We start from the raw sequence: 24,148 nt of genomic DNA on the forward strand, positions 1-24,148 counted from the left end.
GGATTCAAAAGCGTTCATCTTTTTTACAATTCTTTTCAGCCATTGACAGATCAGGCTTCCCGGCCGTTTGGCTGCATATCCTTATTTGTAAACCCCCTTATAGTCTGTTAAGCTATGACTTTATGTCGATTTCAAAAAAACATCCAATATGGAGGACGATGCATTGAAAGTAGAAAGGCGAACGATTGAATATATTCCGAATGAAGAAAGACATGGTAAAGCGAAAGATTTATTTCCCGTATGGTTCGGGGCTAATATGCATATCACCACGTTAGTGACCGGCACGATTCCCGTTGCAATGGGACTTAATCTGTTTTGGAGTGTTGCCGCTATTATTTGCGGAACCTTAATCGGTGCCATATTTATGGCTTCTCATTCCGCGCAAGGCCCTCAGCTAGGCATCCCGCAAATGATTCAAAGCCGTGCCCAATTCGGCGTAATCGGAGCGATTCTTCCCCTCTTCTTAGTCATGTTTATCTACCTTGGTTTCTTCGCAAGCAGCACGATTCTGGCGGCCGGAACCTTAAGCAGCTTTGTTCCCATCCCGGGATCATGGAGCATTATAGGCTTAAGTGCCGTATGTTTTTTACTCACCATTTTCGGCCATGATTTGATTCACAAAATGCAAAAAATCCTTTCTTGGACCTCTTTTGCTGTATTTTTTGCTGCAACGATTCTCATTTTTCAATTGCCGATTCCGGCAGGCAGCTGGATACCCGGAGCGATTGATCTGCCAATTTTCCTAGTGGCAGTCAGCGCAGTTGCGACGTGGCAGCTTGCCTACGCGCCGTATGTTGCCGATTATTCAAGATATCTGCCAGTTAAAACACCGGCTTCAAAAACATTTTGGTACAGCTATGCAGGTACATCTGTCAGCTCCATCTGGATGATGCTGCTCGGCGCATTGCTGACAACCTCACTTCCTGACTTTACGGCAAACTCAGGCAGCCAGATTGTCCAATTGTTCGGTCCCTTCTCGTTTATTATGCTGATCATTGTGCTATTTGGGCAAATGGCAATCAATGTTTTTAACCTGTATGGGGCTTTCATGTCCACGACAACAACGCTGGAGCCGTTTCTGAAATTAAAAGTCACGCCCAAAGTCAGAATCATCATGATCCTGGGTGTCACGCTTGTCGGCACAGTCTTAAGCCTACTGGGACAGAGCAATTTTATGGAACTGTTTTTGAATTTTATCTTTTTCATCAGTTATTTCTTAATTCCGTGGACGGCAATCAATTTAGTCGATTACTACTTCGTCCGCCACGGAAAGTATCAAGTCAAAGCCATGTTCGACGTAAACGGGCCTTATGGAAAGGTCAATTGGATCACCACAATTGCGTTCGTTCTGTCTATCTTGCTGGAAATTCCGTTTATCAACACAAGCTTTTACATCGGACCGCTTGCCAAAATGTTTGGCGGCGGAGACATCGCATGGATTATCGGCTTGGCCGTGCCTTCTGTGCTTTACTATGTATTAATGAAACCGCGTCTGAAAAAACGGGCGGGGTATCAAGAAAAGCTGTCTTCTCTCTGAAGACAGCTTTTTTATCATTCAAATCGTTTCCACACGCGGGGCAGGATGTCAGATAGCTCATGAGCGAGCAACGTATGAGCGGAGTGCTCGTCCGTCCAGAGCTCGGCGCACGCACCATGCAAATAGACCGCGTTTAATACGGCGTGCTTTGGATCTTCATGGCAGCAGAGCATCCCCAATATCATGCCCGTCAGCGTGTCACCGGTTCCGCCCTTGGCGAGCGCCCCGTTTCCGGTTGGATTGAGCCAGCAGTCTCCATCAGGAAACGCGATGACGGTTTGGTTTCCTTTTAACACAATGACAGTCTGCAGCTGAGCCGCCCATTCCTTTGCATATTCCGCTCTTTTTTTCTGCAATTCGTTCACGGGCACCCCTGTCATTCGGAAAAACTCGCCCGGGTGCGGCGTGAGGATGACGGGGCCCTCCCGTTTCGGATATGTGCGCTTCGCCAGCGCTCCGGCATCCAAAATAACAGGACAATCAGCCGTAAGCACATGATCGACTGCCTGCTGTACGCTTTCCGTTTGCGGAAGGCCCGGTCCGATGGCAATGGCCCGGTACGTCTCTTCAAGCTGAGCATCCGCCGCCTTTTTCCAGCCGTCACGCCAATAGGTCGCCTCGGGCAAAACAGGAACAATTAGCGGGATTACGTTTTCTGATGTACCGATGACAAGCTTGCCGAGACCGCTCCGCATGGCCCCAAGCCCTGCAAGCAGCGCTGCTCCCGGCATGTCGTCACTTCCAGCCAGCAGCAAAGCCGTACCGTACGTGCCTTTATGGCTCTCCGCATCTCTTTCAGGAAGCGTGGCCCTTACATGCTCTTCCGTCCAAAATGGAACATTCATCTCTATCCCTCCTCTGCTTTCTTTTCCTATTTTTCCTGTCCCTTTTCTTTTTCAAACAAAAAAGACAGCCTTTTAGGGCTGTCTTTTATTTTACAGGAACATCAAGGTGATACAGGCGGCGATATCGTTCGTTTGCCGCCAGCAGCTCCTCATGGGTTCCTTCCATTTCTGTTTTGCCGTTTTCGAGAAATACGATTTTATCGGCTGCTTCCACTCCCGCGAGATGGTGTGTAATCCATAAAATCGTTTTTCCTTTCAGCACCTCAAACACCGTTTCCATCAATTCACGTTCGGTAATAGGATCGAGGCCGACTGTTGGCTCATCGAGGATGATGATCGGTGTATCCTGCAGCAAAATCCTCGCAAGTGCGATCCGCTGGCGCTCTCCACCGGAAAAACGGATGCCGGTTTCTTGTACAGAGGTATGATATCCGTCAGGCAATGACTCAATGTAGTCATGCAGCTTGACCTGCTTTGCGGCGCGGCGCACATCCTCGTCGCTTGCTTCTCCGTTTCCGAGCCTGATGTTGTTCAAAATGCTTGTATCAAACAGGTGCGGTTTTTGATTTAACACGGCCACCGCATCCGCAATCTGATCCTTTAACAGCGCTGTCTCCACTCCGTTTAACGTCACAGAACCGGAGTCCGGTTTCAAGGCGCCTTCGATTAATGCAAGCGATGTTGATTTCCCAGAGCCGCTTCGGCCGAGCAGCGCCATTTTTTCTCCTTGGCGCAGCGTAAAGGAAAAGTTGTGCAGCACTTGGCTGCTGTTGTCATAAGAAAACGTCACATCACGAAAGGCCAAGGTGACATCTTGAAGATCGAGAATTTGATCCCCTGATTCAGTTTGTGACGCCTCCGGCTGAGGAGCCACATTGTTCATGCGTCTGATAGAATCCTGATAGCCCGGCACTTCGCCTAAGGCATCCGAAAGCGGCAAAAAGGCTTCCGTCAACGGAAACACCACTAGCACAAAAGCGGCAATCATCGTTTTAGCGAGCTCGCCGTCCGCTTGCTGTCCCGCTGTCCAAAACAGCATCAGCAAAATAAGGCCAGCGACAAGGCATTGCGCAGCAAAGTCCCGCCATCTTGTAAAGCGTTGTTTTTTCCGTTCAAGCTCAAACCAATCACGTTCCTCTTTTTCATAAGCATCAATAAAAGCATGCCGGCGTCCGCTGAACATCCAGTCGCTGACACCCATCACAGCATCTGTCAGACGGCTGTACAGCACATTCCGTCCGCTTTTCAGCTTCGCATTCTTCGCTCTCGTCACGAGCAAAGACACAACCGGAAACAATACAACAAGAACAAACAAATACAGCGCAAGCAATATGGCAAACGGCCAAGAGAAGAAGCCGAGCGCTATCACTGACACAGCATACAGGAGCAAGGCTGAGATCGCAGGAAAAATCGTTTTTAAGAAAGCATCCTGCAAATGCTCAATATCCTCAGACAAAATGCCGAGCATATCCCCCGTGCGAAAACGGGAACGCAGCATCAAAGCACCCGGCTCAAGCATATTGTAAAGGCGGACGCGCATGTCAGATACGATTTTCAAAATGATGTGATGGCCGACGAGCCGTTCCACATATCGCGACACAGAGCGCGCAATCCCAAAGGTGCGCACAGCGACAATCGGCACATAAATGAGCAGAATGTTTTCCGGCCTTGTCGCCGCTTTAGAAATCAAAAAACCTGAGGTGAACATGAGAAAAGCAGCAGAAAAAATCGTCACCGCACCCAAAAAGATAACCAGAACGAACAGGCGGGCATTTTGCTTGATATACGGCAAAATCCATTCTTCTTTCTTCATGCTCTTTCCCCCAGTTGTGCCTTCACGAGTTTGGTATACACACCGTTTTTCTCCAGCAGTTCATTGTGAGTCCCAATTTCCGCAACCCTGCCCCCGTCAAGCACGATAATTTCGTCCATATCGAGCATCCAGTGAAGGCGGTGAGTCGCGAGAAAGACGAGCTTATCCTCAAATAAATCCAGCATCGTTTCTTTTATTTCATATTCTGTTTCGATATCAAGATGGGCGGTCGGCTCATCCAGCAGCAGGATCGGACGGTTTCCCAAAAAGGCGCGGGCCAGCGCGACACGCTGTGCCTGGCCGCCGCTGAGCGCCCGGCCGCCTTCCCCGATCCGCCCCTCTAATCCGTCAGGAAGGTTGTTCACCAGCTCCGTCAGTCCCGCTGAGGCAGCAGCACGTGTTGTATCCTCTGCCGAAGCGCTTGGATGGTAGAAGCGAATGTTGTTGCCAAGCGTATCATCAAAAATGTACGGATGCTGGGGAATGTAAAGAAGGTTCTTCTGCCAGCTGCCGTCCTGCAAATGGGACCGGCTTGTACCATTAACCTCAATCATCCCGCCATCCGGCTCTAAAAATCCGCCGAGAATATCAATTAATGTTGATTTTCCGGCGCCGCTTGCACCGATAATGCCGATTTTTTTCTTGCCTTTGAATGAGAGATGAATATCAGACACCGAACGGCCGACTGACACGCCTGACAGCTTCAGCTCATCCTGATCGGACCAAGCTTCGAGCTGAAGCGGCGTCTCTTCTTTAAAACCAGGCTGCGACAAAATCTCTTGAATGGTTTTTCCTGCTTCCTGGCCGTTCAGCGTTGCATGATAATCATTCCCCACTTCCCGCACCGGCAAAAAATACTCAGGCGCCAGAATAAGCGCCGTTAAAGCAGGGCCAAGCAAAATATCGCCGTCAATGAGGCGCAGGCCCAGAAATACTGCGACTGTCGCCACCGACAGCATCGTGAAAAAATCGAGGGCGAATGATGACAAAAACGCCACCCGGAGTGTGCTCATCGTTGCCTTGCGATACCGCTCACTCACATAGAAAATATTTTTGCTGTGTGACTTGCTCAAACCTAGGAAACGCAATGTCTCCAGCCCGCGAAGAGAATCAACAAAATGATTGGAAAGTCTCTGATAGGATTTCCACTGACGATCCGCTTTTCTCTGCGCGACAAGGCCGAGGAGAATCATAAAGATGATCAGAATCGGCATAGCAGCGACTAAAATGATGGCTGATGTCCGATCCTGAAAAAACACATAAATGACAACTGCCGCAGGCACAATCGCCATGCTGACCATTTTCGGCAGAAACAGCTCCAGGTAGCGGCGGAACTGGCTGATGCCTTCCATCGCCAGCGTCACCATTTGCCCCGTCCCCTCTTTCTTTGCAAAGCGGGGGCCTAATCGGAACAGCTGATCAAGAAAACTTTTCCTCAAATCTGCTCCTGTCCGGGCGGCGTATTGATAGACGATTTTCTGTCGCGCCACCGTCATCCCGTGCCGGGCGATAAAAGCGATGAGGAAAAAGCCGATCACCGGTAAAAGGGAGGTAATGCCCTTCCCGTTGAACAGTCCGGTTACGGCCTCACTCAGCCACTCTGCCTGCATAATAATGGCGGCTGTCTGAATCAACGTTAAACAAGTAATCAAGGTGAGAATCCGCTTCATTCCTTTATATCGAAACAGGTCTTTTCCCATTAATAAGTCATAGGCTCCTTATGGCTGACGCGCTTCCGGAAGACATAATAGCTCCAGATCTGGCTGCCGATGACGAACGGCAATAGCGTTAATGCTGCAATTGACATGACTTTAAGCGAATAATCTCCAGAAGAAGCGTTAGCTACTGTTAAATCGTATGCGCTATGAAGCGAGCTGACCATTACACGAGGGAATAGGGAAATAAAGATCATTCCCACGGTCAGCGCCAGACCAGCGCCTGTCATCCCAAATGTCCAGCCGTCTTTTTTCTTACGAATAAATACAGCCGCGAGCATAAAGCAGATGACAATCAAAACAGCGAGCGGAATGGTAATCTCGCCGCGGCGTGTAAACATGTCTGTCTGATACGCAGAAAGGGCCGCGAAGGCAAGAACCGCTACAAAAACAACACCCATTATCTTTTGCGCCATTTTCCGGGCGCGGTTTTGCAAATCACCAATCGTACGCAGCGTGATAAACATTAATCCATGCTGGAAGCAAAGAAGCGTTACCGTCACACCGCCAAGTATAGAATATACATTGATATAATCAGATACATGTGCGTGAATGTTCATGTCGGCATCAATCGGCATCCCGCGGAATAATGTCGTGAACAGCACACCAAGCACAAACGGAGGAATTAGACTGCCGAAAAAAACGACCCAGTCCCAAACCTTTACCCATTTTAAATGATCCACCTTGCCGCGGAACTCAAACGCGACCCCGCGGCCCATTAACGCAAGCAGCACTATGACAAACGGAATGTAATAACCGCTCAGCATCGTTGCATACCAGTTTGGGAATGCCGCGAAAATGGCGCCTGCGCCAGTCAAAAGCCACACTTCATTCGCGTCCCAGAACGGCCCGATCGTGTTGATCAGCACTCTGCGTTCTAATTCATTATGGCCAAGAAAACGGGTCGCCATGCCGACCCCGAAATCAAAGCCTTCCAAAAAGAAGAATCCTACAAACAATACAGCAACGAGTATAAACCAAAGATCATGAAGAGATGCCATGGTATACCTCCTGACTAAATGGATCTGTTGATACAGGCACATCATGATGATTATCATGCTCCGCACCTTTTTTAATCTCACGGATAAACAAGAAGACAAGCAGTGCACCAAGAATCATGTACATCACACCGAATGCGATGATTGAGAATAACAAGGAACCCGCTGTTACGTTAGGCGACACAGATTGAGCGGTTGTCATTAACCCCATAACCGTCCAAGGCTGACGTCCGATTTCTGTCATAATCCAGCCCGCGGAGTTTGCAAGAAACGGGAAGGAAATCAACGCGATCATGATGCGCAAATACCATTTGCTGTTTTCAAGCTTTTTACGGCGGTTTAACCAAAGGCCGCCTAACGCAGCAAGAATCATGACAACACCTGCTCCTACCATGATGCGGAAGCTCCAGAATGTCGTTTTCACTGGCGGAATGTAGTCGCCTTTTCCGTATATTTTTTCGTACTCAGCCTGAAGGGTTTTCATCCCTTTGACACTTCCGCTGAATTTCTGATAAGCCAAGTAGCTCAAGGCATAAGGAACTTTGATTTCATTTGAGCTTTTTTCATTTTTTGTATCGATCGTCGCAAAAGCGGTCCAAGCAGCAGGGTCACCGCTGTCTTCCCATAGGCCTTCACTGGCAGCCATTTTCATCGGCTGTGATTCCATCAAGTGCTCAGCCTGCATGTGTCCGCTAAGGCCGACGCCAAGACCGGCACAAAGACCGACGATCATTGCGAGTTTAAAAGATTGCTTAAAGAACGGCACTTCTTTTTTCTTCAGCAGTTTAAAAGCACTCACTCCGGCAATAAAGAAAGCTCCAGTGGCAAGCGCACCGAAAATAACGTGCGGGAATTCAACCCAAAGCTGAGGGTTTGTAATCAACGCGCCAAAATCATTCATTTCCGCGCGGCCGTTTTTGATCGTAAAGCCGACCGGCTCCTGCATAAAGGAGTTTGCTGTTAAAATCCAGAAAGATGACATGATCGTTCCGAATGATACGAGCCATATGCAGAGCGCGTGAATTTTCTTCGGCAGGCGGTCCCAGCCAAAAATCCATAATCCGATAAAAATAGATTCCATGAAAAACGCCAATAATGCTTCAATCGCAAGCGGAGCGCCAAATACATCTCCGACAAAACGGGAGTAATCTGACCAGTTCAGTCCAAACTGGAATTCTTGCAAAATCCCCGTTACAACACCGACTGCGAAATTTATTAAGAATAAGTGTCCCCAAAACTTTGCCATTTTGAGATACAGCTCATTTTTCTTTACAAGATAAAGAGTCTCCATCAACGCAACCATAAACACAAGCCCGATAGACATCGGCACAAACAAGAAGTGAAACAACGTTGTTGATGCAAATTGTATGCGGGCTAATACCAATTCACTCATGCTTTCTCCTCCATTTCCGGTTAAAACTGTTAATTTGCTCACTACTTCACAAATAGAACCGAGACTTTGATCAGTAATTCACAAAATAGACGAAAAAAATATTGCTCAATATTTCACAAATGTGTCAAAAAGTCATCCAATATGATGCAAGATTGCCAGACTGACCAAATGACACAATCTCTGACTGGTTCATATTAAGTACTTTACAACGATTCATTTCAAAAATAAAGCCTAAAATACCTAAAAAGTCCCGCACTATGTGACGGATTTTTGTCTATTTTGTTGCTTATTTATGTCGGCTGCTAGGATAAATGACCCTTTATTATCGTACATCAACACATCGTTCCTTGCGAACAAAATGCTTGCCCCCGCCCCAGCACTCGAGTCTCAGCATTCCGTCTTAAACCGATTTTAGTCAGAATGCCTCTTTTCATTTGAACCGGTAAGAGGAGAAAAGTTGAATAGTAAATTTTTAATATATTAATAATTTCAATTTTTTAGTATACTTAACATAGTGAACAATTTCACTGCATCAAGAATAGGGGAGGTTTTTCAATGGGAGAGCTTCAAACACACATGCAATTGCAAACGGATACAATTCACGAAGGGGTTCGAAAAGAGAATTGGTTTGCGAAAGCCATGAATATAAAAGTAGGCATCATACCGCTTCCTGTGTATGCCTTGCTGTTTATATTAATCACTGTTTTTGTTATGCATCACGATGTAAAAAGTGACATTTTGACATCCATTGCCGTCATGGCGTTTTTCGGGTTTACCTTTGCCCAAATCGGCAAATCGATACCGATTGTTCGTTCTATCGGCGGCCCGGCCATCCTAGCTACTTTTATTCCGTCCGCTGTCGTGTACTATCACCTGCTGCCTAATGATATCGTCAAATCCACCACAGAATTTACAGAAAACTCAAACTTTCTATATTTGTTTATCGCCGGTATTGTCGTCGGAAGCATTCTCGGCATGAAAAGAGAAACACTCGTAAAAGCATTCATGAAAATCTTTATTCCGCTTATTGTCGGTTCTGTCACAGCCGCTATTGTCGGACTGGCTGTCGGGACATTGCTCGGACTCGGATTTCAGCATACCCTGCTGTACATTGTCATTCCGATCATGGCTGGAGGAGTCGGAGAAGGCGCTATCCCGCTGTCCATCGGATATTCTGACATCATGCCCATTTCTCAAGGGGAAGCGTTTGCACTTGTTCTGCCATCGATTATGCTGGGCAGCTTGTGCGCGATTATTCTAGCGGGATTGCTGAACCGAATCGGAAAGAAAAAACCGGAATGGACAGGCAACGGCAAAGTGGACCGCTCCGAAGAAGAGTCCCCTGCGCTGGAGGAATCTCAAAGCGGACAGCAAATGTTCAACCTTTCTTTATTTGCGTCAGGCGGTATCCTTGCTGTTTCTTTATACTTAGTCGGCATGCTCGCTCACGATTTTTTCGGTTTTCCGGCACCCGTTGCCATGCTGTTACTGGCTGTTCTAATCAAGCTGTTCAGATTGGTGCCTGCCTCAATTGAAAATGGCGCGTTTGGAGTGTCCCGCTTCTTTTCAACAGCTGTGACCTACCCGCTTCTCTTTGCGATTGGGGTATCCATGACGCCGTGGGACAAGCTTGTCGCCGCTTTTAACCTCAGCAATATTATCACGATTCTGTCTGTCGTTGTGACCATGATGGCCGTTGGCTTCTTCACTGGAAAATGGCTGAACATGTATCCGATTGAAACCGCCATTATTAATGCATGCCATTCTGGGCAAGGCGGCACGGGTGACGTTGCCATTTTAAGCGCCGCTGAAAGGCTTGAGCTAATGCCTTTCGCCCAGGTGTCTACCCGCATCGGGGGCGCGATTACAGTATCCTTAACCTTATTGCTGCTGCACCAGTTTTATTGATCCCCGCAAGCAAGTTCTTCGTCAAACGAAAGAGCTTGCTTTTTTGCATGTCCATGTTTTTGCAAGTTCCCATCCCATGCTATAGTAATAGTTGGAAATACTAGATAGAAAGGAATCTGGCATGCCTATGGGAACTCATCTATTTCTCTTTATGCTTCTCGGGCTGGGATTTTATTTGATATCAGCCCTAGCTGCAAAACTCATTCCGGCCATAGACTTCTGGATTGATATTGTTCTATGGGTCGGCGCTGCGGCTTACATCTTCTCTCATCTCTCATTCATGGACGGCATTGTCTCACTCGCGACAATGTTCTACTGCTATTGGACCGCAATGGATCTCATTGTTTCAGAGCGTGTGGAAAAACCTTCGGGAGACTGGCAGGAAATCGAGCTTGCCAAAAACAAAACACGCCTCCTGTCAGACATTACGCTGACCGCCATTGTGTTTGCAGGGGCTGTCATTTTTTTCATCTATGGACCTGACACAAGCCCTCTCAAATATGTGATCCTTCTCGGAATGATCTCCGGCGGAGGGGCACTTGTGAAGCGAATACTGAATGTTTTTAGCGTAAAGGTTTTTTATTCAGCAGCCTTAGAAAAATTGCATATCAGCTCACACTATGAAACCCGTACATACCCGCTTTCCGATTTGAAGAACATTCAGCTTGAATCAACAGCAGATCTCTTAAAGCTCCATCCGCTTCTGACGATGTATTCATCCCGTTTAGATTTGACAACAAGCTTTCAGCAAGTCATTAAACTGTCTCTTCCCGGCGAAACACTGTTTCTGACGGTGAAGGAACCGCAAAAATGGAAAACAATTCTTCAGGAATACACAGATGCAGAAAACAATGTGGACAATGTGATTTCTGTTTTGCCGTTTTATCATCGAAAAAATGTGAAGCGGCTGCTCGGTAAGCTTTATTTTGCCGCCAGCGTAAAAGGGGTATCCGCTTACGCCTTATTGGTGCTCGCGTTATACGCATTACACGCCTCTCCATGGGTCATGGCTGTTGCCGTAATCCTATATTGGGTATTCAACATGTATATGTCAGACCGTGTGTTGCGGGCGGCGATGGACGCCAAGTCTTGTCATCATCCGCATGTACAGGCCGCGGCCGATAAGATTTTCAGATCGGCCGGCATTTCCCATGTCCGCATATACGAAACGGAGAGTGATGATTACAACGGAATGGCAGTAGGCATGAATGTCGGGAGGTCAATGGTCATCCTGACAAGCGCCACACTAACACTTCCACAGCGTGTCATTGAAGGCATTCTGGCCCATGAGGCGATTCATATCAAAAAACGTGACGTTCTGTCATCACAGCTTTTGCGTTTTCTATATCTTGGAGCTGTCGTGGGGATTTTCCTCTTGTTTGAGCAGCATATCACCCATCCCGAGGCCCACAAAATTGCGCTTTGGGCTTTCATTATGGCAATCATTATCCTATTCCAGCTCTATCAATCCTTTTGTTCACAATGGATGGAGGTGCGTGCTGACAACCTTGGCGCATCATTGCTGGACGGCGGTTACAAACAAATGGCTGAAGCCTTGAGAATCTTGGCGGTTCGGCAAGATGAGGATATACAGAAACAAAGTGCCTATAGCTCTGAAGCAGGTGAAGACGAGCTTCAAATTGATTCTCTCACCCGTGATAAAAGCTGGTTTTTCAGATTGATTGATTTTCAGTTCGCTCCTCATCCTCCTATGTATTGGCGTGTCGGCACTTTATTGTCAAACAAAGGACATGGGGTGCTAAAGCGCTGGCTCAGAGACCGACTGAAAGAATCGATCACTTTGAAATGAAACCGGTCAGCGTTTCATCCGTATAACAGATATGGTGAAAAAAGGGAGTGACGCGAAGTGATTGTGATCATCTTATTGTTTATATCTATTATTGTTTTTCTTTCAGTCATTCAGCCGCAGCCCTCGAAAAACAAAAGCCGCCAGCAGGCGGACAGCGGGTATTTCGGTTATTCAGATCATAGCTCACACCATGATGGATGCAGCAGTGACGGAGGTTTCAGCGATTCCGGCTGTGGCGGCGGAGGGGGCGGCGATTAAACGCCGCCTTTTTTTATTTCATTGATTCGATGTACGCACCAAAAGCCGAGCCTGACATGCCTGGGGACACGCGCACACGATGGAGGGCATACATTCCCTGGTCTCTCGAAGCCGCGCCCGGTTCTGTCGTCACGCCCATTTGATAGCCTGTTTTTTCAGCGGCCTTCAGCGTCTCCTCATTGTAGCGCCCTACCGGATAGCTGATGATGGTGGTTTGCTGATGAAACATGTTGTCGAACAGCTTTTTCGAATCAGCCATCTCACTTTGCTGCTGTTGAGGCGTTAATCCGTTCAGCTCAAGGTGGTCAATCGTATGGCTTTCAATCGATATGCCGTGCTGTGCCATTTCCTTCATTTGTTCCTCTGTCAGATGGTGCTTATGTCCGATCGATTTGCCGATCATAAAAATCGTTGCCTTCATCCCGTACTTTTTCAGCACCGGATACGCATCTTGATAATTGTCGGTGTACCCGTCATCAAATGTGATCAGCACGCACTTCTCACTCGGTTTTTTATCCTGCGTCAGCATGAGAGATGCCTCTTTCGGCGTTAATGTCTGATAGCCGTTATCATGAAGCCACTTCATATGCGCCTCGAATTCTTTCTTTGGCACACGGAGGCTGTTTCCTGAAGAAATGCTGTGGTACATCAAAATCGGCAGCTTTGCCGGTTTCTCTGTTTTGATCCATGCGGATGTATCGTCTTCTTTTTTCTGAACTTGTACTGCCTTTTTTTCCGGTTTCTTTTGTTCCGCTTTTGGCATCGGCTGCTCTGCATTCGCCTCTTGATCAGCACAAGCCGCAAGAGCCAAACAGCTGCCCAAAAGAAAGATGCTTAAAAACAATCGTTTCATCGTTCTCCTGCTTTCTGTCTATTTCTTCCTCCTTTTTCATCGGTTTGATTCTGAGATTTTCAATAGCAAAAAACCGGACATGTCTCCATGTCCGGTTTTTTTGATCTTATCGGATTCTCACTTCTGTCTCACTGTCAAAGAAATGGCCTTTATTCATATCAAATGCAACCGTCAGCTCATCGCCCGATTGAATATCGAGGCGGGCGTCGATCCGCGCAATAAAGTCTTGGTTGTCTATCTGCGAATAAATCATAATTTCAGAACCGAGCAGCTCTGCAACATTAATTTTCGCCTTAATCGAAGAGTTCTTATATGATTCCACGACAATCAATTCATCATGTATATCCTCAGGACGGATGCCGAAGATGACCTCTTTGCCGATGTAGCCTTTTTCACGCAGCACTTTCATTTTTCCTTCCGGGACGGTTAATGCCGCAGAACCGATTTTGATTAAGCCATCCGTGAGCTTTCCTTTGAAAAAATTCATCGCCGGTGATCCGATAAACCCGCCGACAAAGACGTTTTCAGGGAATTCATATACATCCTTCGGCGTCCCGATCTGCTGAATTTTCCCATCTTTCATGACTACAATCCGTGTCGCCATTGTCAGCGCTTCTGTCTGGTCATGCGTCACATAAATCGTTGTAGTCTGCAATCTCTGGTGGAGCTTAATGATTTCCGCCCGCATTTGCACCCTCAGCTTCGCGTCCAGGTTTGACAAAGGCTCATCCATCAGGAACACCTTTGCATCCCGCACGATTGCCCGGCCCAGCGCAACCCGCTGTCTCTGTCCGCCTGACAGCGCTTTCGGTTTACGGTGCAAATATTCCTCAAGCCCGAGAATTTTAGCGGCTTCTTCGACTCTTTTTTTGATTTCAGGCTTCGGCATTTTCCGAAGCTTGAGCCCGAACGCGATATTATCGTAGACCGTCATATGCGGATAAAGCGCGTAGTTCTGAAATACCATCGCGATATCCCTGTCCTTTGGCGCTACATCATTGACCCGTTTTCCTTCAATATAAAAATCACCTTTCGAAATTTCTTCAAGTCCTGCGACCATTCGCAGCGTCGTTGATTTCCCGCAGCCGGACGGGCCGACGAATACGATAAATTCCTTATCGGCAATATGAAGGTTAAAGTCATCAACCGCCGGTTCCTTCTGATCATAAAATTTATAAATGTGCTCCATCCGCAATTCAGCCATCTAACATCCCCCTTTGTTATTGTAAACGCTTTCTTATATTGAGTGTAACAGCAATTCCCTCTCGCTAAAATGGGCAGCGTTCATAAAATCACCCAGCCATTTTTCGTGCATATTTCCAATTTATTCTGAACTTTCATTTTGCAGGCAGATAAAATAGGCAAGAAGCGCGCCTTTGTACGATTTGATATCTATCCCTGACCGCTCAATAAATTTATCAATCCGATATTGCAGGCTGTTGCGATGCAGATGCAGCTTTTTCGCTGTTAATGTGACGTTTGAGTTGTTTTCAATAAACAGCTTAATGGTCTTCCTTAGCTCAGATTCACTTCCAAATAAAAGCTCAGCTTCTTCAGAGAGCAGTGTTTCCAGTTTTTCTTTTTCTGTTTCTAATAATAGAAAAGGAAAGATCATCTCAAAGGTCACACTCTGCACCTGAGGCAGCCGTTTTTCAGCAAACAGGAAATACGCCTGTTCACGAGCGTAATGTTTTCGCAGACACTCATCCGGCTCGTAAAATCTTCCGGCGTAAAAACGGACACTGAAGTAGAAATCACTTTCAAGAACCTTAGCGAGCGATTCCAGTTCGTCCTTCTCCGCCGCCGCTTCACTTTCCTGCTCGACAATCACACCTCTGTCCTCATGGATCCACACAATCACAAAAGACACCGGCCAAAAATGGCGAACCGCTTCCGTAAAGGACGTCCTTTCTATTTTGCCGAATAAATGAAAGTGAACAAATCTCGTCCGTTTCTTTATATACGCCGGCAATTCCCCTCTGGAAAAAAGGAACGAAAACCACTTGTTTTCCTCAGGTGATTTCATAGACAGTTGATTGCCCTCATCCGCAGGCGTCAAAAATGACTGCAGCACCAATACTTCTTTTTCACTGATCTCTGTTTTCGGAATGGAGATATATCTCTGATTGCTCTCATCAAAAAAACATAGACAGCCTTCCCTTATGCAAAGCTCCTCAGACACAATCGAACCGGGATAAATAGCCAGCAGCGATTTCATAGAGTCTCCTCTCTTATGTAAGGATCTGTATATTCAGTATAAGGCGAAACACACATGTTCTCCACTAAAAAAGAGTATATCCGGTATAGATAGACGAGAAACTGAAAGGGAAACCTCATTCGTTTACATATTGGCTTCAGCGGAAATAGAAGAAGACATGCAGGACCAAAGGAGGGTCATCTTATGAGTTTCGAAACGTTAAACAAAAGTTTTATCAACGGAAAATGGACTGGGGGAGAAAGCGGACGTACGGAGGACATTTTGAATCCGTATGACCAGTCTGTGATCACAACAGCATCTTTGGCAACGGGCAAACAGCTTGAGGATGCGTTTGACATTGCACAGAAAGCCCAAAAAGAGTGGGCCAAGAGCACGACGGAAGACCGAAAAGCCGTGCTGCAAAAAGCGCGCGGCTATTTACACGAAAACCGTGATGACATCATTATGATGATCGCCCGCGAAACTGGCGGAACGATCATTAAATCAACAATCGAGCTGGAACAAACGATTGCGATTTTAGATGAAGCCATGACGTATACTGGTGAATTAGGCGGCGTCAAAGAGGTGCCATCCGACATTGAAGGGAAAACCAATAAGATTTACCGCCTTCCGCTAGGTGTCATTTCATCGATTTCTCCATTTAATTTCCCAATGAATCTATCCATGAGATCCATTGCGCCCGCAATTGCGCTGGGTAACAGCGTTGTTCACAAGCCTGATATCCAAACTGCTATTTCCGGCGGGACCATCATTGCGAAAGCGTTTGAACACGCCGGTCTTCCTGCCGGTGTCCTTAACGTCATGCTGACGGATGTAAAGGAAATCGGGGACGGCATGCTCACCAATCCAATCCCGAGATTAATCAGCTTTACAGGGTCAACAGCAGTCGGGCGCCACATCGGTGAAATCGCCGGTCGCGCCTTCAAACGAATGGCACTTGAGCTCGGCGGCAACAATCCATTTGCCGTTCTTTCAGATGCGGATGTCGATCGTGCTGTGGATGCCGCGATTTTCGGAAAATTTATTCACCAGGGACAAATCTGTATGATTATCAACAGGATCATCGTTCATCAAGATGTATACGATGAGTTTGTAGAAAAATTCACCGCCCGTGTCAAACAGCTTCCGTACGGCGATCAAACCGATCCGAAAACCGTTGTCGGCCCGCTGATCAACGAGCGCCAAATCGAGAAAGCGCTGGAGATCATTGAGCAGGCAAAGACAGACGGCATTGAGCTTGCGGTTGAAGGAAAACGCGTCGGAAACGTGCTGACGCCGTACGTCTTTGTCGGTGCGGACAACAACAGCAAAATTGCCCAAACGGAGCTGTTTGCCCCAATCGCAACCATTATTAAAGCTGGCAGCGACCAGGAAGCGATTGACATGGCAAATGATACTGAATACGGCCTCAGCTCTGCGGTTTTCACTTCTGATTTAGAAAAAGGCGAAAAGTTCGCCCTGCAAATTGACAGCGGCATGACCCATGTCAACGACCAGTCCGTCAATGATTCGCCGAATATTGCCTTTGGCGGAAACAAAGCAAGCGGTGTCGGCCGTTTCGGCAATCCGTGGGTCGTCGAGGAATTTACCGTGACGAAATGGATTTCGATACAGAAGCAATACCGCAAATATCCGTTCTAAATGAAAAAATCCCTCTGTTTCAAGTACAGAGGGATTTTTCTTTATTTAGATATATCCACAAACCCTTCGCCAAACACATCGCGTACGTCATGTACGATCACAAACGCTTTTTTGTCGCAGCTTCTAATGATTTTTTTCAGCATAGACAGCTCCTGTTTGTTAATGACGATATACAAAATCTCTTTTGACTGGCCCGTATAATTTCCCTTCCCTGATAAAATCGTCACGCCCCGATCCATCAAGGTATTTACCTGCTCTGCAATCTCACTCTTATTTTCTGAAATGACCGTAATGGCTTTTTTCGTATTCAAACCTTCAATAATGAAGTCCATCACTTTGGTACCGATATACAGCATCACGATCGTAAACATCATTTTTTCTGCACCAATAATAAAATAAGAGCTAAATACTACGATTAAATCAAAAAACAAGAGTGCATAGCTGATATTCCAGTCTAAATATTTATTAGCAATTCTGGCCAGAATCGCGGAACCGGCCGTCGTCCCGCCGACCCGGATAATCATGCCGATCCCGACTCCGGCAAATACACCTGCGAAAATCGTATTAATGATCAATTCATCAGACGGAATGCTCCACCCATGTGTCAGATGAAGAAAAAGCGAATTTGCCGCAACCGCAATGATCGTATAAACCGTTGTTTTTCCATCAAGAAACTTGTAGCCGATTAAAAGCAAAAACGCATTTAAGATAAAGTTCGTGACACCAGGAGACCATTGAAACAGATAATACAAAATCAGCGTAATCCCAGTGACTCCGCCTTCCCCAAGATCATTGGGAATCGCAAATAAATTAACCGCAAGCGCGAAGAAAAAAGCGCCAATCACAAGCATAAGTACATCCAGCATTCTCTTTTTCATCACGAAAACACTCCTTTTCATTGTTCTGTTCTAGCAAATAAAAAAACCCAGGAGAACGCTCTCGAAAAAGAGCAGAAACTCCTGGGCTTTTATCCCACCGTGTCATAACAGCCAAGCTGCTATGTGTTTTCTCTCGGTCACAGTCCAATTTGCATTGCGGAACCCTAGAAAACCACTGTTTTTATCATATCCTTTTCACTTTCCAATATTAGCATTATAAGGGACGGTTCGAATTGGTTCAAGGGGTATTTGCGGAGTTTTCATCAGATAAGCTGGAAAAAAATACGATTTATCTATTAAAAAAGAACAGATATAACCGATAAGAAAAAAAGCATATATTTTACAAGCGAATGTAACTATAAATGATAATAATTATAAGAAATTCATAATTTTATATTGACTAAGAGAAATAATATAGGCATTATAGTACATATGTTTCGTACATTTTATTACATAGGAGGAAATATAATGGCAGGAAAACTAGTACCCTGTAAAGCTTGCGGTCAAGAAATTGCAAAGGGTGTAAAAAAATGTCCTAACTGCGGTAAGGATCAACGTAACTTTTTTATGCGACATAAAATCATTACGTTTATTCTCGCAGTTGTTGTCATCATTATTATCGGTAATATGATTGGCGGCGGAGGCGGCTCAGAAGCCACTTCCAAAACATCAAGCAGCAGCAAAGCAGAAACTGAAAAAACATACAATATCGGTGATACCGTAAAAACTGAAAAAACTGAAGTGACGGTTACGAAGGTAGAGGACAGAGATACTGTCGGTACTCAATATGTTGAAAAGAAAGCATCTGAGGGAGGTACAATTGTAGCTGTTCAATATACAATTAAAAACGTATCTAAAAAGCCGATTAGCTCTTTTTCAATTCCAACTGTTAAATTAGTTGATGCTGATGGTACTTCTTATGATTCTGATATTGATGCTTCTGTAAACTATGCAACTGAGACAAAAGTTGATAACTCTAAAATTTTGAGTGATCTAAATCCTAATATTAAAGTAACAGGTGTAAAAGCATTTGAAGTTGACAAGGAAGCTTATGCAAAAGGCACTTGGAAACTAAAATTCAGTAATGATGTTATTGTGAAAATCAAATAACAGCTAACAAGGGTGCCTGTTTAGGCACCCTTGTTCTTTAAAAAAGGCCTTCTCAATTGAGAAGGCCTCCATTCTTATTCCGCACTCTTATACCCATTCACATTAGAAGACTGCCATCTCCAGGAATCAGCACACATTTCCTCAAGGCCGCGTTTCGCTTCCCAGCCTAGTTCTCGCTTGGCTTTCGCAGGATCTGCAAAGCATGTGGCGATGTCTCCCGGACGGCGGTCCGCAAAACGGTATGGAACCTCTTTCCCTGACACTTTTTCAAAGGCTTTGACCATTTCCAGCACGCTGTAGCCTGTGCCTGTTCCAAGGTTGTATGCATCGGCTCCTGTAGAGTTCAATACTTTTTCCAGCGCCTTGACGTGGCCTTCTGCGAGATCAACGACGTGAATATAATCGCGTACGCCTGTCCCGTCTTTTGTCGGATAGTCATTTCCGAATACGCTTAATTGCTCGAGCTTCCCGACTGCTACCTGTGCCACATACGGCATAAGGTTATTTGGGATTCCGTTCGGGTCTTCACCGATCCGTCCGCTTGGATGCGCGCCGAACGGGTTAAAGTAACGAAGCAGCGCAACGCTCCACTCATTGTCGGCTGTATGCAAATCACGCAATATTTGTTCAAGCATGAGCTTCGTCTGCCCATAAGGATTTGTCGCGCCTAATGGAAAGTCTTCCGTAATCGGCGATGTTTCCGGAACGCCGTATACTGTCGCAGATGAACTGAATACGATTTTCTTGACGCCGTATTTCTCCATGGCCTCGCATAAAATAAACGTTCCTGTCAAATTGTTATGATAATATTTGAGGGGAATCGCCACAGATTCGCCGACTGCTTTTAACCCTGCAAAATGAATCACAGCTTCGATTTCATTTTCAGCAAAAACGGAATCTACCGCTTCCCGGTCCAATAAATCCGCTTCGTAGAACGTTAAATCTTTTCCTGTAATCTCCTTGACACGGTTCAGCGCTTCAGCTGAACTGTTGGACAGATTATCAAGAACAACAATCTCGTAGCCGCTGTTCAATAGTTCAACACATGTGTGGCTGCCAATGTAACCGGCACCGCCAGTAACAAGTATTGCCATGATGTAAACCCTCCTAAAAAATGACCTGTTTTCATTATATAGTGTTTAGAACCGGTCCACATCCATTTTTAAGAAGTTTAATCGTTTATTAATAGTTTTTTCATATTTTTTAGCTTAAACCCTTGCCAGCAATTCGATAGAGGTTTCAGCAAGAATGTGCTCTTTCATTTCTTGATAGAGCTCATTCAAGTAAAAGCCCGGCTGAAGATTCAGCTCAGCATCTAAAGCATAGACCGTCAATGTATACGCATGATCCTTGTCAGGCGGTGTCGGCCCGCAATACTGGTGAATCACCTTTGGATCGTTGCTTCCCGCAAGCGGTGAAGCAAAGCTGTTTTGCCCTTGTATCATCAAGTCCTGTCTTTCCTCACTCGCATGTTCAGGAAGCTCTCCGATGTAAGCCGGAATATTAGCCGCTGTCCAGTGAATCCAGCTGAATCCGCATACGGGAATGGCGTCATGATCGATGAAAGTAAGTGCGAGCGTCTTTGCTCCGGACGGGATGTCATCAAAATGAATTGGAAAGGATACAAATGGGTTTCCTTCTCTCTTATATTTTTCATCCGCGTATTTTGAATACTTGTCATGTAAATATGGATTTGCTTCTACGTATATGTTCATATGAATCCCTCTCTCTATTTTCTCGTTCTATAGGTATACTAAACGAATCGATGTATAATCAGTGATAAACAAATACGCATGTAAACGTAACAATTTGTTATGGATAACTTGCAGTGAAGGAGATATTTCATGGATTTAAAATGGCTGCAAACCTTTATTGCCGCAGCGGAATCAGAGAGCTTCAGGGAGGCGGCTGAGCATCTGTATCTCACACAGCCTGCCGTTTCTCAGCATATGAGGAAATTGGAAGATGAACTGGACATGAGGTTGTTTTTGCATAGCGGAAGACGAGTCGTACTGACTGACGAAGGCAGGCTCTTTTTGCCTTATGCCAAAGAAATGATCCATGTTTACCAAGCTGGAAAGCAGAAAGTCAGTCAATGGAAACAGGGGTACAGCCGATCACTCACGCTGGCCGTACACCCCTACATTGCGTCCTATATCTTGCCTCGCTTTCTGCCAGCCTATATCCAAAAACATCCGCATGTCGAGCTTTCAACTCATGTGGCTGGATCTGACGCTATTAAACAAGCGGTGGAACACAATGAAGCTGATATTGGTTTGTCGCGGAAAGACCCGAACACCAACACTCTTTATTATCAGCATATATGCGAAGGTACGCTTTGTCTGGCGGCTCCTTTCCAAGAAAGCAGACCGGATGCTGCATCCGTCTTAACCCGCTATCGGCTGCTAACGCATGATCATCCGTCATATGGGGATGCCTTTTTAGATAACATCCGATCACATTACCCGTATCTTCAAATGATGGCTGTCGGGCAGACGGATACGGCTGTCCACATGATGAAAGCGGGAATGGGGGCATCTTTCCTCCCTACCTACATTATCAAACAGGAAGAAGCCGAAAAAAAGCTGATGGCTGTCAGCACGCCTGCACATCTAGAATTGCCTGCGTCCCAAACGTTTATGATGTGGAAAAGAAACAGCGAAGACATTCAGCATTTTCACGCCATGTTACATGACTTTATGCAGCGCGAACAAGTATAGAGCTGAAAAATCAATCTGCCGGTTGACGTTTTTCTTTCCTATTTTCGCTATGCTTAATGCAGAAAGGATTTGATGACATGGCGATGAGCCCTTATATTTTTATTGTATTGATTCTTATTATTTTATCGATGTATCGAGAAAGAACGGTAAAGCCCGGGAAGTTGCTGATCATTCCACTGTTGCTCTTATGGGGCGTATCTGCATCGTTTCAGCCGGCGTATTTTCATTCCGTATTACATGTGGCGATCAGCGGCATTTTATTACTGATCGGGCTGGCCTGCGGGTTTGGCATTGGGAAGATGGTAAATGTACGGATTCACCCGGAAACCGGAAAGGTCACTTCACGCGGCTCACTTGGGAGTGTTATCCTCATTCTAGTGATACTTTCTTTGCGCATGGCCGCGAGAACATGGCTGCCTGAGAGCAACGAGATGTTTATTGCCATTATTCATTCTATGTTCTTCGTTCCCCTCGGCACCATCACAGCCCGCAACATCATGCTTTACAAAGCATACAGACGACTGACCGCTGGCAAAGTATCCATTCAATAACCGAAAGAAGGACCAGCATGAACGGACAAACTCCGGCTCGGCACTACTACAAGAAGCTTGTGCCGAGCCTTATTCTCATTTTGAATTGCATACAATTTTTATCTCATCCAACTAAGGCTGATCCCATTTTGTTAGCATTTGTATTTGCGGTATACTTAGCATTCATTTGGATCATTCCCTATGTGGCATCCACTGCTGTTAGTTTGAGCATATTCATCGGACTCTGGCTCCTGACCGATTTCTTTTGGGCTGTTTCCGGCCAAGAGCAGGGTGCCGCCTATTTTTTGATTGTATTTTTAATGATATATGCCGCCTTTAGACTCCCTTCACGGCTATCCTTGATCTTCACAGCATGTTTAATTGGAGGCAACATATTACTCCTATCCTCACAAGGGGGAAGCTTGAATACCATCATCAGCAACATCTCGATCATGCTCGGTCTGTACGTCCTCTTCTCCTCCATGCGTTTCAGACGAGAAGCGAGAAGGGAGGCTGAACGGAATCATGCTGAATTGGCAAAAATGCATGTGCAGCTGGAGCATGCTCATAAAGAACTCCAGAAAGCGCATGCAGAGCTGCAGGAGGCTTCTGTTCTTTCATTAAGGTACGCGGTCCTTGAGGAACGTACAAGAATTGCCCGCGACATTCATGACAGCATCGGTCACGAGCTGACTTCTGTGATTGTTCAGCTTCAATCCCTTCCCTATATCCTTAAAAGCAGCAAGGAGGATTCAGAAAAAGTCATTCAAAATGTACTGAGTGTCGCCAGGGAGTGTCTTCAAGAAGTGCGGTCTGTTGTTCACCAAATGGGCCGTAGTGAATCGATGGTGGGGCTTACCGCTTTGCGGGGGCTCATTCATCAAGTGGAGGAACGGAGCGGCTTGCACGTTTCTTTAGATACTGCCGGACTGTCAGAAGAGTCTTGGCCTCCAAACGTGAGCGAAACGATCTACCGCATCTTGCAGGAAGCGCTGACCAATATCATTCGTCACGCTGACGCTTCTCATGCGGCGGCCGTCATTTCTAATGACAAGTCCCATCTCTATGTCACAATCACCGACGACGGACAATTCACCGGCAGCCTTACTTATGGATTTGGCCTGACAGGAATGAAAGAGCGCGCAGAAAAAGCAGGCGGTTCCCTTACTTTCAGTGCCGTACAGCCGAGCGGCCTGAAAATTGAGCTGTCATTGCCGCTCATGACAACGAATAAGGAGCAAAAAGATGAACAAAGATAAAATACGCGTAGCGCTTGCCGATGATCAGCCGCTTGTGCGTGAAGGCTTCCGCTACGTCATCAACGCACAGACGGATATGACGGTTTCTGGCGAGGCCGGCGACGGTCACGATATTATAGCACTCGCAAAACAAACAAAACCCGATGTCATCCTCATGGATGTCCAGATGCCGCGTTGCTCAGGCATCGAAGCGGCGAAAGACATTATGTCCGCACTTCCAAATACAAAGATAGTCATTTTAACCACCTTTGACACGGAAGAATACGTATTTGAAGGCATCCGTGCGGGCGCAGTCGGCTATCTGCTGAAGGATACACTTCCTGAGGAGTTGATAGATGCGATTCGCGCTGCGGCCAGAGGCGAGGCGATTTTCCGTACAGTCACAGCTGCTAAAATCATCAGTGAGACATTTCGGGCGAAACAGCAAACTCATGCCGAAGAACTGGCAGAGCCGTTCACCAAAAGAGAGCTTGAGGTTCTTCAGCAAATGGCCTACGGACTGAGAAATGAGGATATTGCTGAAAAGCTTTTCGTCAGTGAAAGCACTGTGAAAACCCACGTGCACCGCATCCTGCAAAAATGCAATGCCCAAGACCGGACACAGGCAGTCGTTTTTGCCATTCGAAACGGTATTGTGCAATAGAAATCTCTCATCCCGCCAT

21 protein-coding genes and 1 riboswitch are annotated in these 24,148 nt (G+C 46.2%); of the genes, 10 read left to right on the forward strand and 11 right to left on the reverse strand.

Annotated elements, in window-relative coordinates; all coding sequences use genetic code 11:
• Positions 1-163: 163 nt before the first annotated feature.
• Positions 164-1,537, forward strand: a complete 1,374-nt coding sequence (locus NST22_RS20240) for a cytosine permease (protein ID WP_003244111.1) — start codon at positions 164-166, stop codon at positions 1,535-1,537.
• 14 nt (positions 1,538-1,551) lie between these two features.
• Here the strand turns inward: NST22_RS20240 and NST22_RS20245 are convergent, their stop codons facing one another.
• From NST22_RS20245 to cydA, 5 genes are all read right to left on the reverse strand, one after another.
• The gene (locus tag NST22_RS20245) at positions 1,552-2,382 is read right to left on the reverse strand and encodes an NAD(P)H-hydrate dehydratase (protein ID WP_003244033.1); all 831 of its coding nucleotides are present in this window, start codon (positions 2,380-2,382) and stop codon (positions 1,552-1,554) included.
• An 85-nt stretch (positions 2,383-2,467) separates the two neighbouring features.
• A complete protein-coding gene (gene cydC / locus NST22_RS20250) occupies positions 2,468-4,195 on the reverse strand; it encodes a thiol reductant ABC exporter subunit CydC (protein WP_003244401.1) in 1,728 nt (575 codons plus the stop codon).
• On the reverse strand, positions 4,192-5,895 hold the full coding sequence (gene cydD / locus NST22_RS20255) for a thiol reductant ABC exporter subunit CydD (RefSeq protein ID WP_003244017.1): 1,704 nt from the start codon (positions 5,893-5,895) through the stop codon (positions 4,192-4,194). Before cydD ends, cydC begins: the two co-directional genes overlap by 4 nt.
• A complete protein-coding gene (gene cydB, locus NST22_RS20260; protein ID WP_003244559.1) occupies positions 5,895-6,911 on the reverse strand; it encodes a cytochrome d ubiquinol oxidase subunit II in 1,017 nt (338 codons plus the stop codon). Before cydB ends, cydD begins: the two co-directional genes overlap by 1 nt.
• A complete protein-coding gene (gene cydA / locus NST22_RS20265; protein ID WP_003243795.1) occupies positions 6,895-8,301 on the reverse strand; it encodes a cytochrome ubiquinol oxidase subunit I in 1,407 nt (468 codons plus the stop codon). The genes cydB and cydA overlap by 17 nt, the downstream gene beginning before the upstream one ends.
• A gap of 555 nt (positions 8,302-8,856) precedes the next feature.
• Between cydA and cimH the strand changes: the two genes are divergently transcribed.
• The 3 genes from cimH to NST22_RS20280 all read left to right on the forward strand — a co-directional run bounded on the left by cimH (position 8,857) and on the right by NST22_RS20280 (position 12,277).
• Positions 8,857-10,209, forward strand: coding sequence for a citrate/malate transporter CimH (gene cimH / locus NST22_RS20270; RefSeq protein WP_003227271.1), 1,353 nt, complete (start codon positions 8,857-8,859; stop codon positions 10,207-10,209).
• 121 nt (positions 10,210-10,330) lie between these two features.
• On the forward strand, positions 10,331-12,019 hold the full coding sequence (locus NST22_RS20275; RefSeq protein WP_010886639.1) for a M56 family metallopeptidase: 1,689 nt from the start codon (positions 10,331-10,333) through the stop codon (positions 12,017-12,019).
• 57 nt (positions 12,020-12,076) lie between these two features.
• Positions 12,077-12,277, forward strand: a complete 201-nt coding sequence (locus NST22_RS20280) for a hypothetical protein (protein WP_003243758.1) — start codon at positions 12,077-12,079, stop codon at positions 12,275-12,277.
• Positions 12,278-12,290: 13 nt separating this feature from the next.
• On the opposite strand, the gene NST22_RS20285 is transcribed toward NST22_RS20280, so the two are convergent.
• From NST22_RS20285 to NST22_RS20295, 3 genes are all read right to left on the reverse strand, one after another.
• Positions 12,291-13,130, reverse strand: coding sequence for a polysaccharide deacetylase family protein (locus NST22_RS20285; protein ID WP_003244194.1), 840 nt, complete (start codon positions 13,128-13,130; stop codon positions 12,291-12,293).
• Positions 13,131-13,236: 106 nt separating this feature from the next.
• On the reverse strand, positions 13,237-14,334 hold the full coding sequence (msmX, locus tag NST22_RS20290) for a maltodextrin ABC transporter ATP-binding protein MsmX (RefSeq protein ID WP_003242648.1): 1,098 nt from the start codon (positions 14,332-14,334) through the stop codon (positions 13,237-13,239).
• A 120-nt stretch (positions 14,335-14,454) separates the two neighbouring features.
• Positions 14,455-15,348, reverse strand: coding sequence for a PucR family transcriptional regulator (locus tag NST22_RS20295; RefSeq protein WP_003242549.1), 894 nt, complete (start codon positions 15,346-15,348; stop codon positions 14,455-14,457).
• A gap of 183 nt (positions 15,349-15,531) precedes the next feature.
• Here NST22_RS20295 and NST22_RS20300 point away from each other — a divergent pair, with 183 nt between their 5' ends.
• Positions 15,532-16,989, forward strand: a complete 1,458-nt coding sequence (locus tag NST22_RS20300; RefSeq protein WP_003243062.1) for an aldehyde dehydrogenase family protein — start codon at positions 15,532-15,534, stop codon at positions 16,987-16,989.
• Positions 16,990-17,030: 41 nt separating this feature from the next.
• Here the strand turns inward: NST22_RS20300 and NST22_RS20305 are convergent, their stop codons facing one another.
• A complete protein-coding gene (locus NST22_RS20305; RefSeq protein WP_003242615.1) occupies positions 17,031-17,867 on the reverse strand; it encodes a YitT family protein in 837 nt (278 codons plus the stop codon).
• A 76-nt stretch (positions 17,868-17,943) separates the two neighbouring features.
• A riboswitch (guanidine-I (ykkC/yxkD leader) is annotated at positions 17,944-18,046 on the reverse strand.
• 388 nt (positions 18,047-18,434) lie between these two features.
• Here NST22_RS20305 and NST22_RS20310 point away from each other — a divergent pair.
• Positions 18,435-18,977 (forward strand): DUF4352 domain-containing protein, encoded by a 543-nt coding sequence (locus NST22_RS20310; protein WP_119123080.1) that lies wholly within the window; start codon positions 18,435-18,437, stop codon positions 18,975-18,977.
• Positions 18,978-19,051: 74 nt separating this feature from the next.
• On the opposite strand, the gene galE is transcribed toward NST22_RS20310, so the two are convergent.
• Both galE and NST22_RS20320 read right to left on the reverse strand, forming a co-directional pair.
• On the reverse strand, positions 19,052-20,071 hold the full coding sequence (galE, locus tag NST22_RS20315; protein ID WP_003244356.1) for a UDP-glucose 4-epimerase GalE: 1,020 nt from the start codon (positions 20,069-20,071) through the stop codon (positions 19,052-19,054).
• A gap of 114 nt (positions 20,072-20,185) precedes the next feature.
• Positions 20,186-20,692, reverse strand: a complete 507-nt coding sequence (locus NST22_RS20320; protein ID WP_009968379.1) for a YbhB/YbcL family Raf kinase inhibitor-like protein — start codon at positions 20,690-20,692, stop codon at positions 20,186-20,188.
• A gap of 129 nt (positions 20,693-20,821) precedes the next feature.
• On the opposite strand from NST22_RS20320, the gene NST22_RS20325 reads away from it, so the two are divergent.
• The 4 genes from NST22_RS20325 to yxjL all read left to right on the forward strand — a co-directional run bounded on the left by NST22_RS20325 (position 20,822) and on the right by yxjL (position 24,129).
• Positions 20,822-21,697 (forward strand): LysR family transcriptional regulator, encoded by an 876-nt coding sequence (locus NST22_RS20325; RefSeq protein WP_003242654.1) that lies wholly within the window; start codon positions 20,822-20,824, stop codon positions 21,695-21,697.
• 77 nt (positions 21,698-21,774) lie between these two features.
• Entirely contained in the window at positions 21,775-22,248 is a 474-nt protein-coding gene (locus NST22_RS20330) for a DUF1453 family protein (RefSeq protein ID WP_003243313.1), read from the forward strand.
• 17 nt (positions 22,249-22,265) lie between these two features.
• Positions 22,266-23,486, forward strand: a complete 1,221-nt coding sequence (gene yxjM / locus NST22_RS20335) for a two-component system sensor histidine kinase YxjM (protein WP_003244524.1) — start codon at positions 22,266-22,268, stop codon at positions 23,484-23,486.
• Positions 23,473-24,129, forward strand: a complete 657-nt coding sequence (gene yxjL / locus NST22_RS20340) for a two-component system response regulator YxJL (RefSeq protein ID WP_003243101.1) — start codon at positions 23,473-23,475, stop codon at positions 24,127-24,129. The genes yxjM and yxjL overlap by 14 nt, the downstream gene beginning before the upstream one ends.
• Positions 24,130-24,148: the final 19 nt, after the last annotated feature.

Source organism: Bacillus sp. PS237 (genome assembly GCF_037963345.1).
Classification (GTDB): domain Bacteria; phylum Bacillota; class Bacilli; order Bacillales; family Bacillaceae; genus Bacillus; species Bacillus subtilis.

Bases quoted from the DNA above. Each gene is read 5' to 3' on its own strand.
- NST22_RS20320 (WP_009968379.1), bottom strand. From the start codon at position 20,692: ATGAACATATACGTAGAAGCAAATCCATATTTACATGACAAGTATTCA.
- NST22_RS20300 (WP_003243062.1), top strand. From the start codon at position 15,532: ATGAGTTTCGAAACGTTAAACAAAAGTTTTATCAACGGAAAATGGACT.
- yxjM (WP_003244524.1), top strand. From the start codon at position 22,266: ATGAACGGACAAACTCCGGCTCGGCACTACTACAAGAAGCTTGTGCCG.
- cimH (WP_003227271.1), top strand. From the start codon at position 8,857: ATGGGAGAGCTTCAAACACACATGCAATTGCAAACGGATACAATTCAC.
- cydD (WP_003244017.1), bottom strand. From the start codon at position 5,895: ATGGGAAAAGACCTGTTTCGATATAAAGGAATGAAGCGGATTCTCACC.
- msmX (WP_003242648.1), bottom strand. From the start codon at position 14,334: ATGGCTGAATTGCGGATGGAGCACATTTATAAATTTTATGATCAGAAG.
- NST22_RS20245 (WP_003244033.1), bottom strand. From the start codon at position 2,382: ATGAATGTTCCATTTTGGACGGAAGAGCATGTAAGGGCCACGCTTCCT.
- NST22_RS20310 (WP_119123080.1), top strand. From the start codon at position 18,435: ATGCGACATAAAATCATTACGTTTATTCTCGCAGTTGTTGTCATCATT.
- NST22_RS20295 (WP_003242549.1), bottom strand. From the start codon at position 15,348: ATGAAATCGCTGCTGGCTATTTATCCCGGTTCGATTGTGTCTGAGGAG.
- yxjL (WP_003243101.1), top strand. From the start codon at position 23,473: ATGAACAAAGATAAAATACGCGTAGCGCTTGCCGATGATCAGCCGCTT.
- NST22_RS20325 (WP_003242654.1), top strand. From the start codon at position 20,822: ATGGATTTAAAATGGCTGCAAACCTTTATTGCCGCAGCGGAATCAGAG.
- cydC (WP_003244401.1), bottom strand. From the start codon at position 4,195: ATGAAGAAAGAAGAATGGATTTTGCCGTATATCAAGCAAAATGCCCGC.
- NST22_RS20305 (WP_003242615.1), bottom strand. From the start codon at position 17,867: ATGAAAAAGAGAATGCTGGATGTACTTATGCTTGTGATTGGCGCTTTT.
- cydB (WP_003244559.1), bottom strand. From the start codon at position 6,911: ATGGCATCTCTTCATGATCTTTGGTTTATACTCGTTGCTGTATTGTTT.
- NST22_RS20330 (WP_003243313.1), top strand. From the start codon at position 21,775: ATGGCGATGAGCCCTTATATTTTTATTGTATTGATTCTTATTATTTTA.
- galE (WP_003244356.1), bottom strand. From the start codon at position 20,071: ATGGCAATACTTGTTACTGGCGGTGCCGGTTACATTGGCAGCCACACA.
- NST22_RS20275 (WP_010886639.1), top strand. From the start codon at position 10,331: ATGCCTATGGGAACTCATCTATTTCTCTTTATGCTTCTCGGGCTGGGA.
- cydA (WP_003243795.1), bottom strand. From the start codon at position 8,301: ATGAGTGAATTGGTATTAGCCCGCATACAATTTGCATCAACAACGTTG.
- NST22_RS20285 (WP_003244194.1), bottom strand. From the start codon at position 13,130: ATGAAACGATTGTTTTTAAGCATCTTTCTTTTGGGCAGCTGTTTGGCT.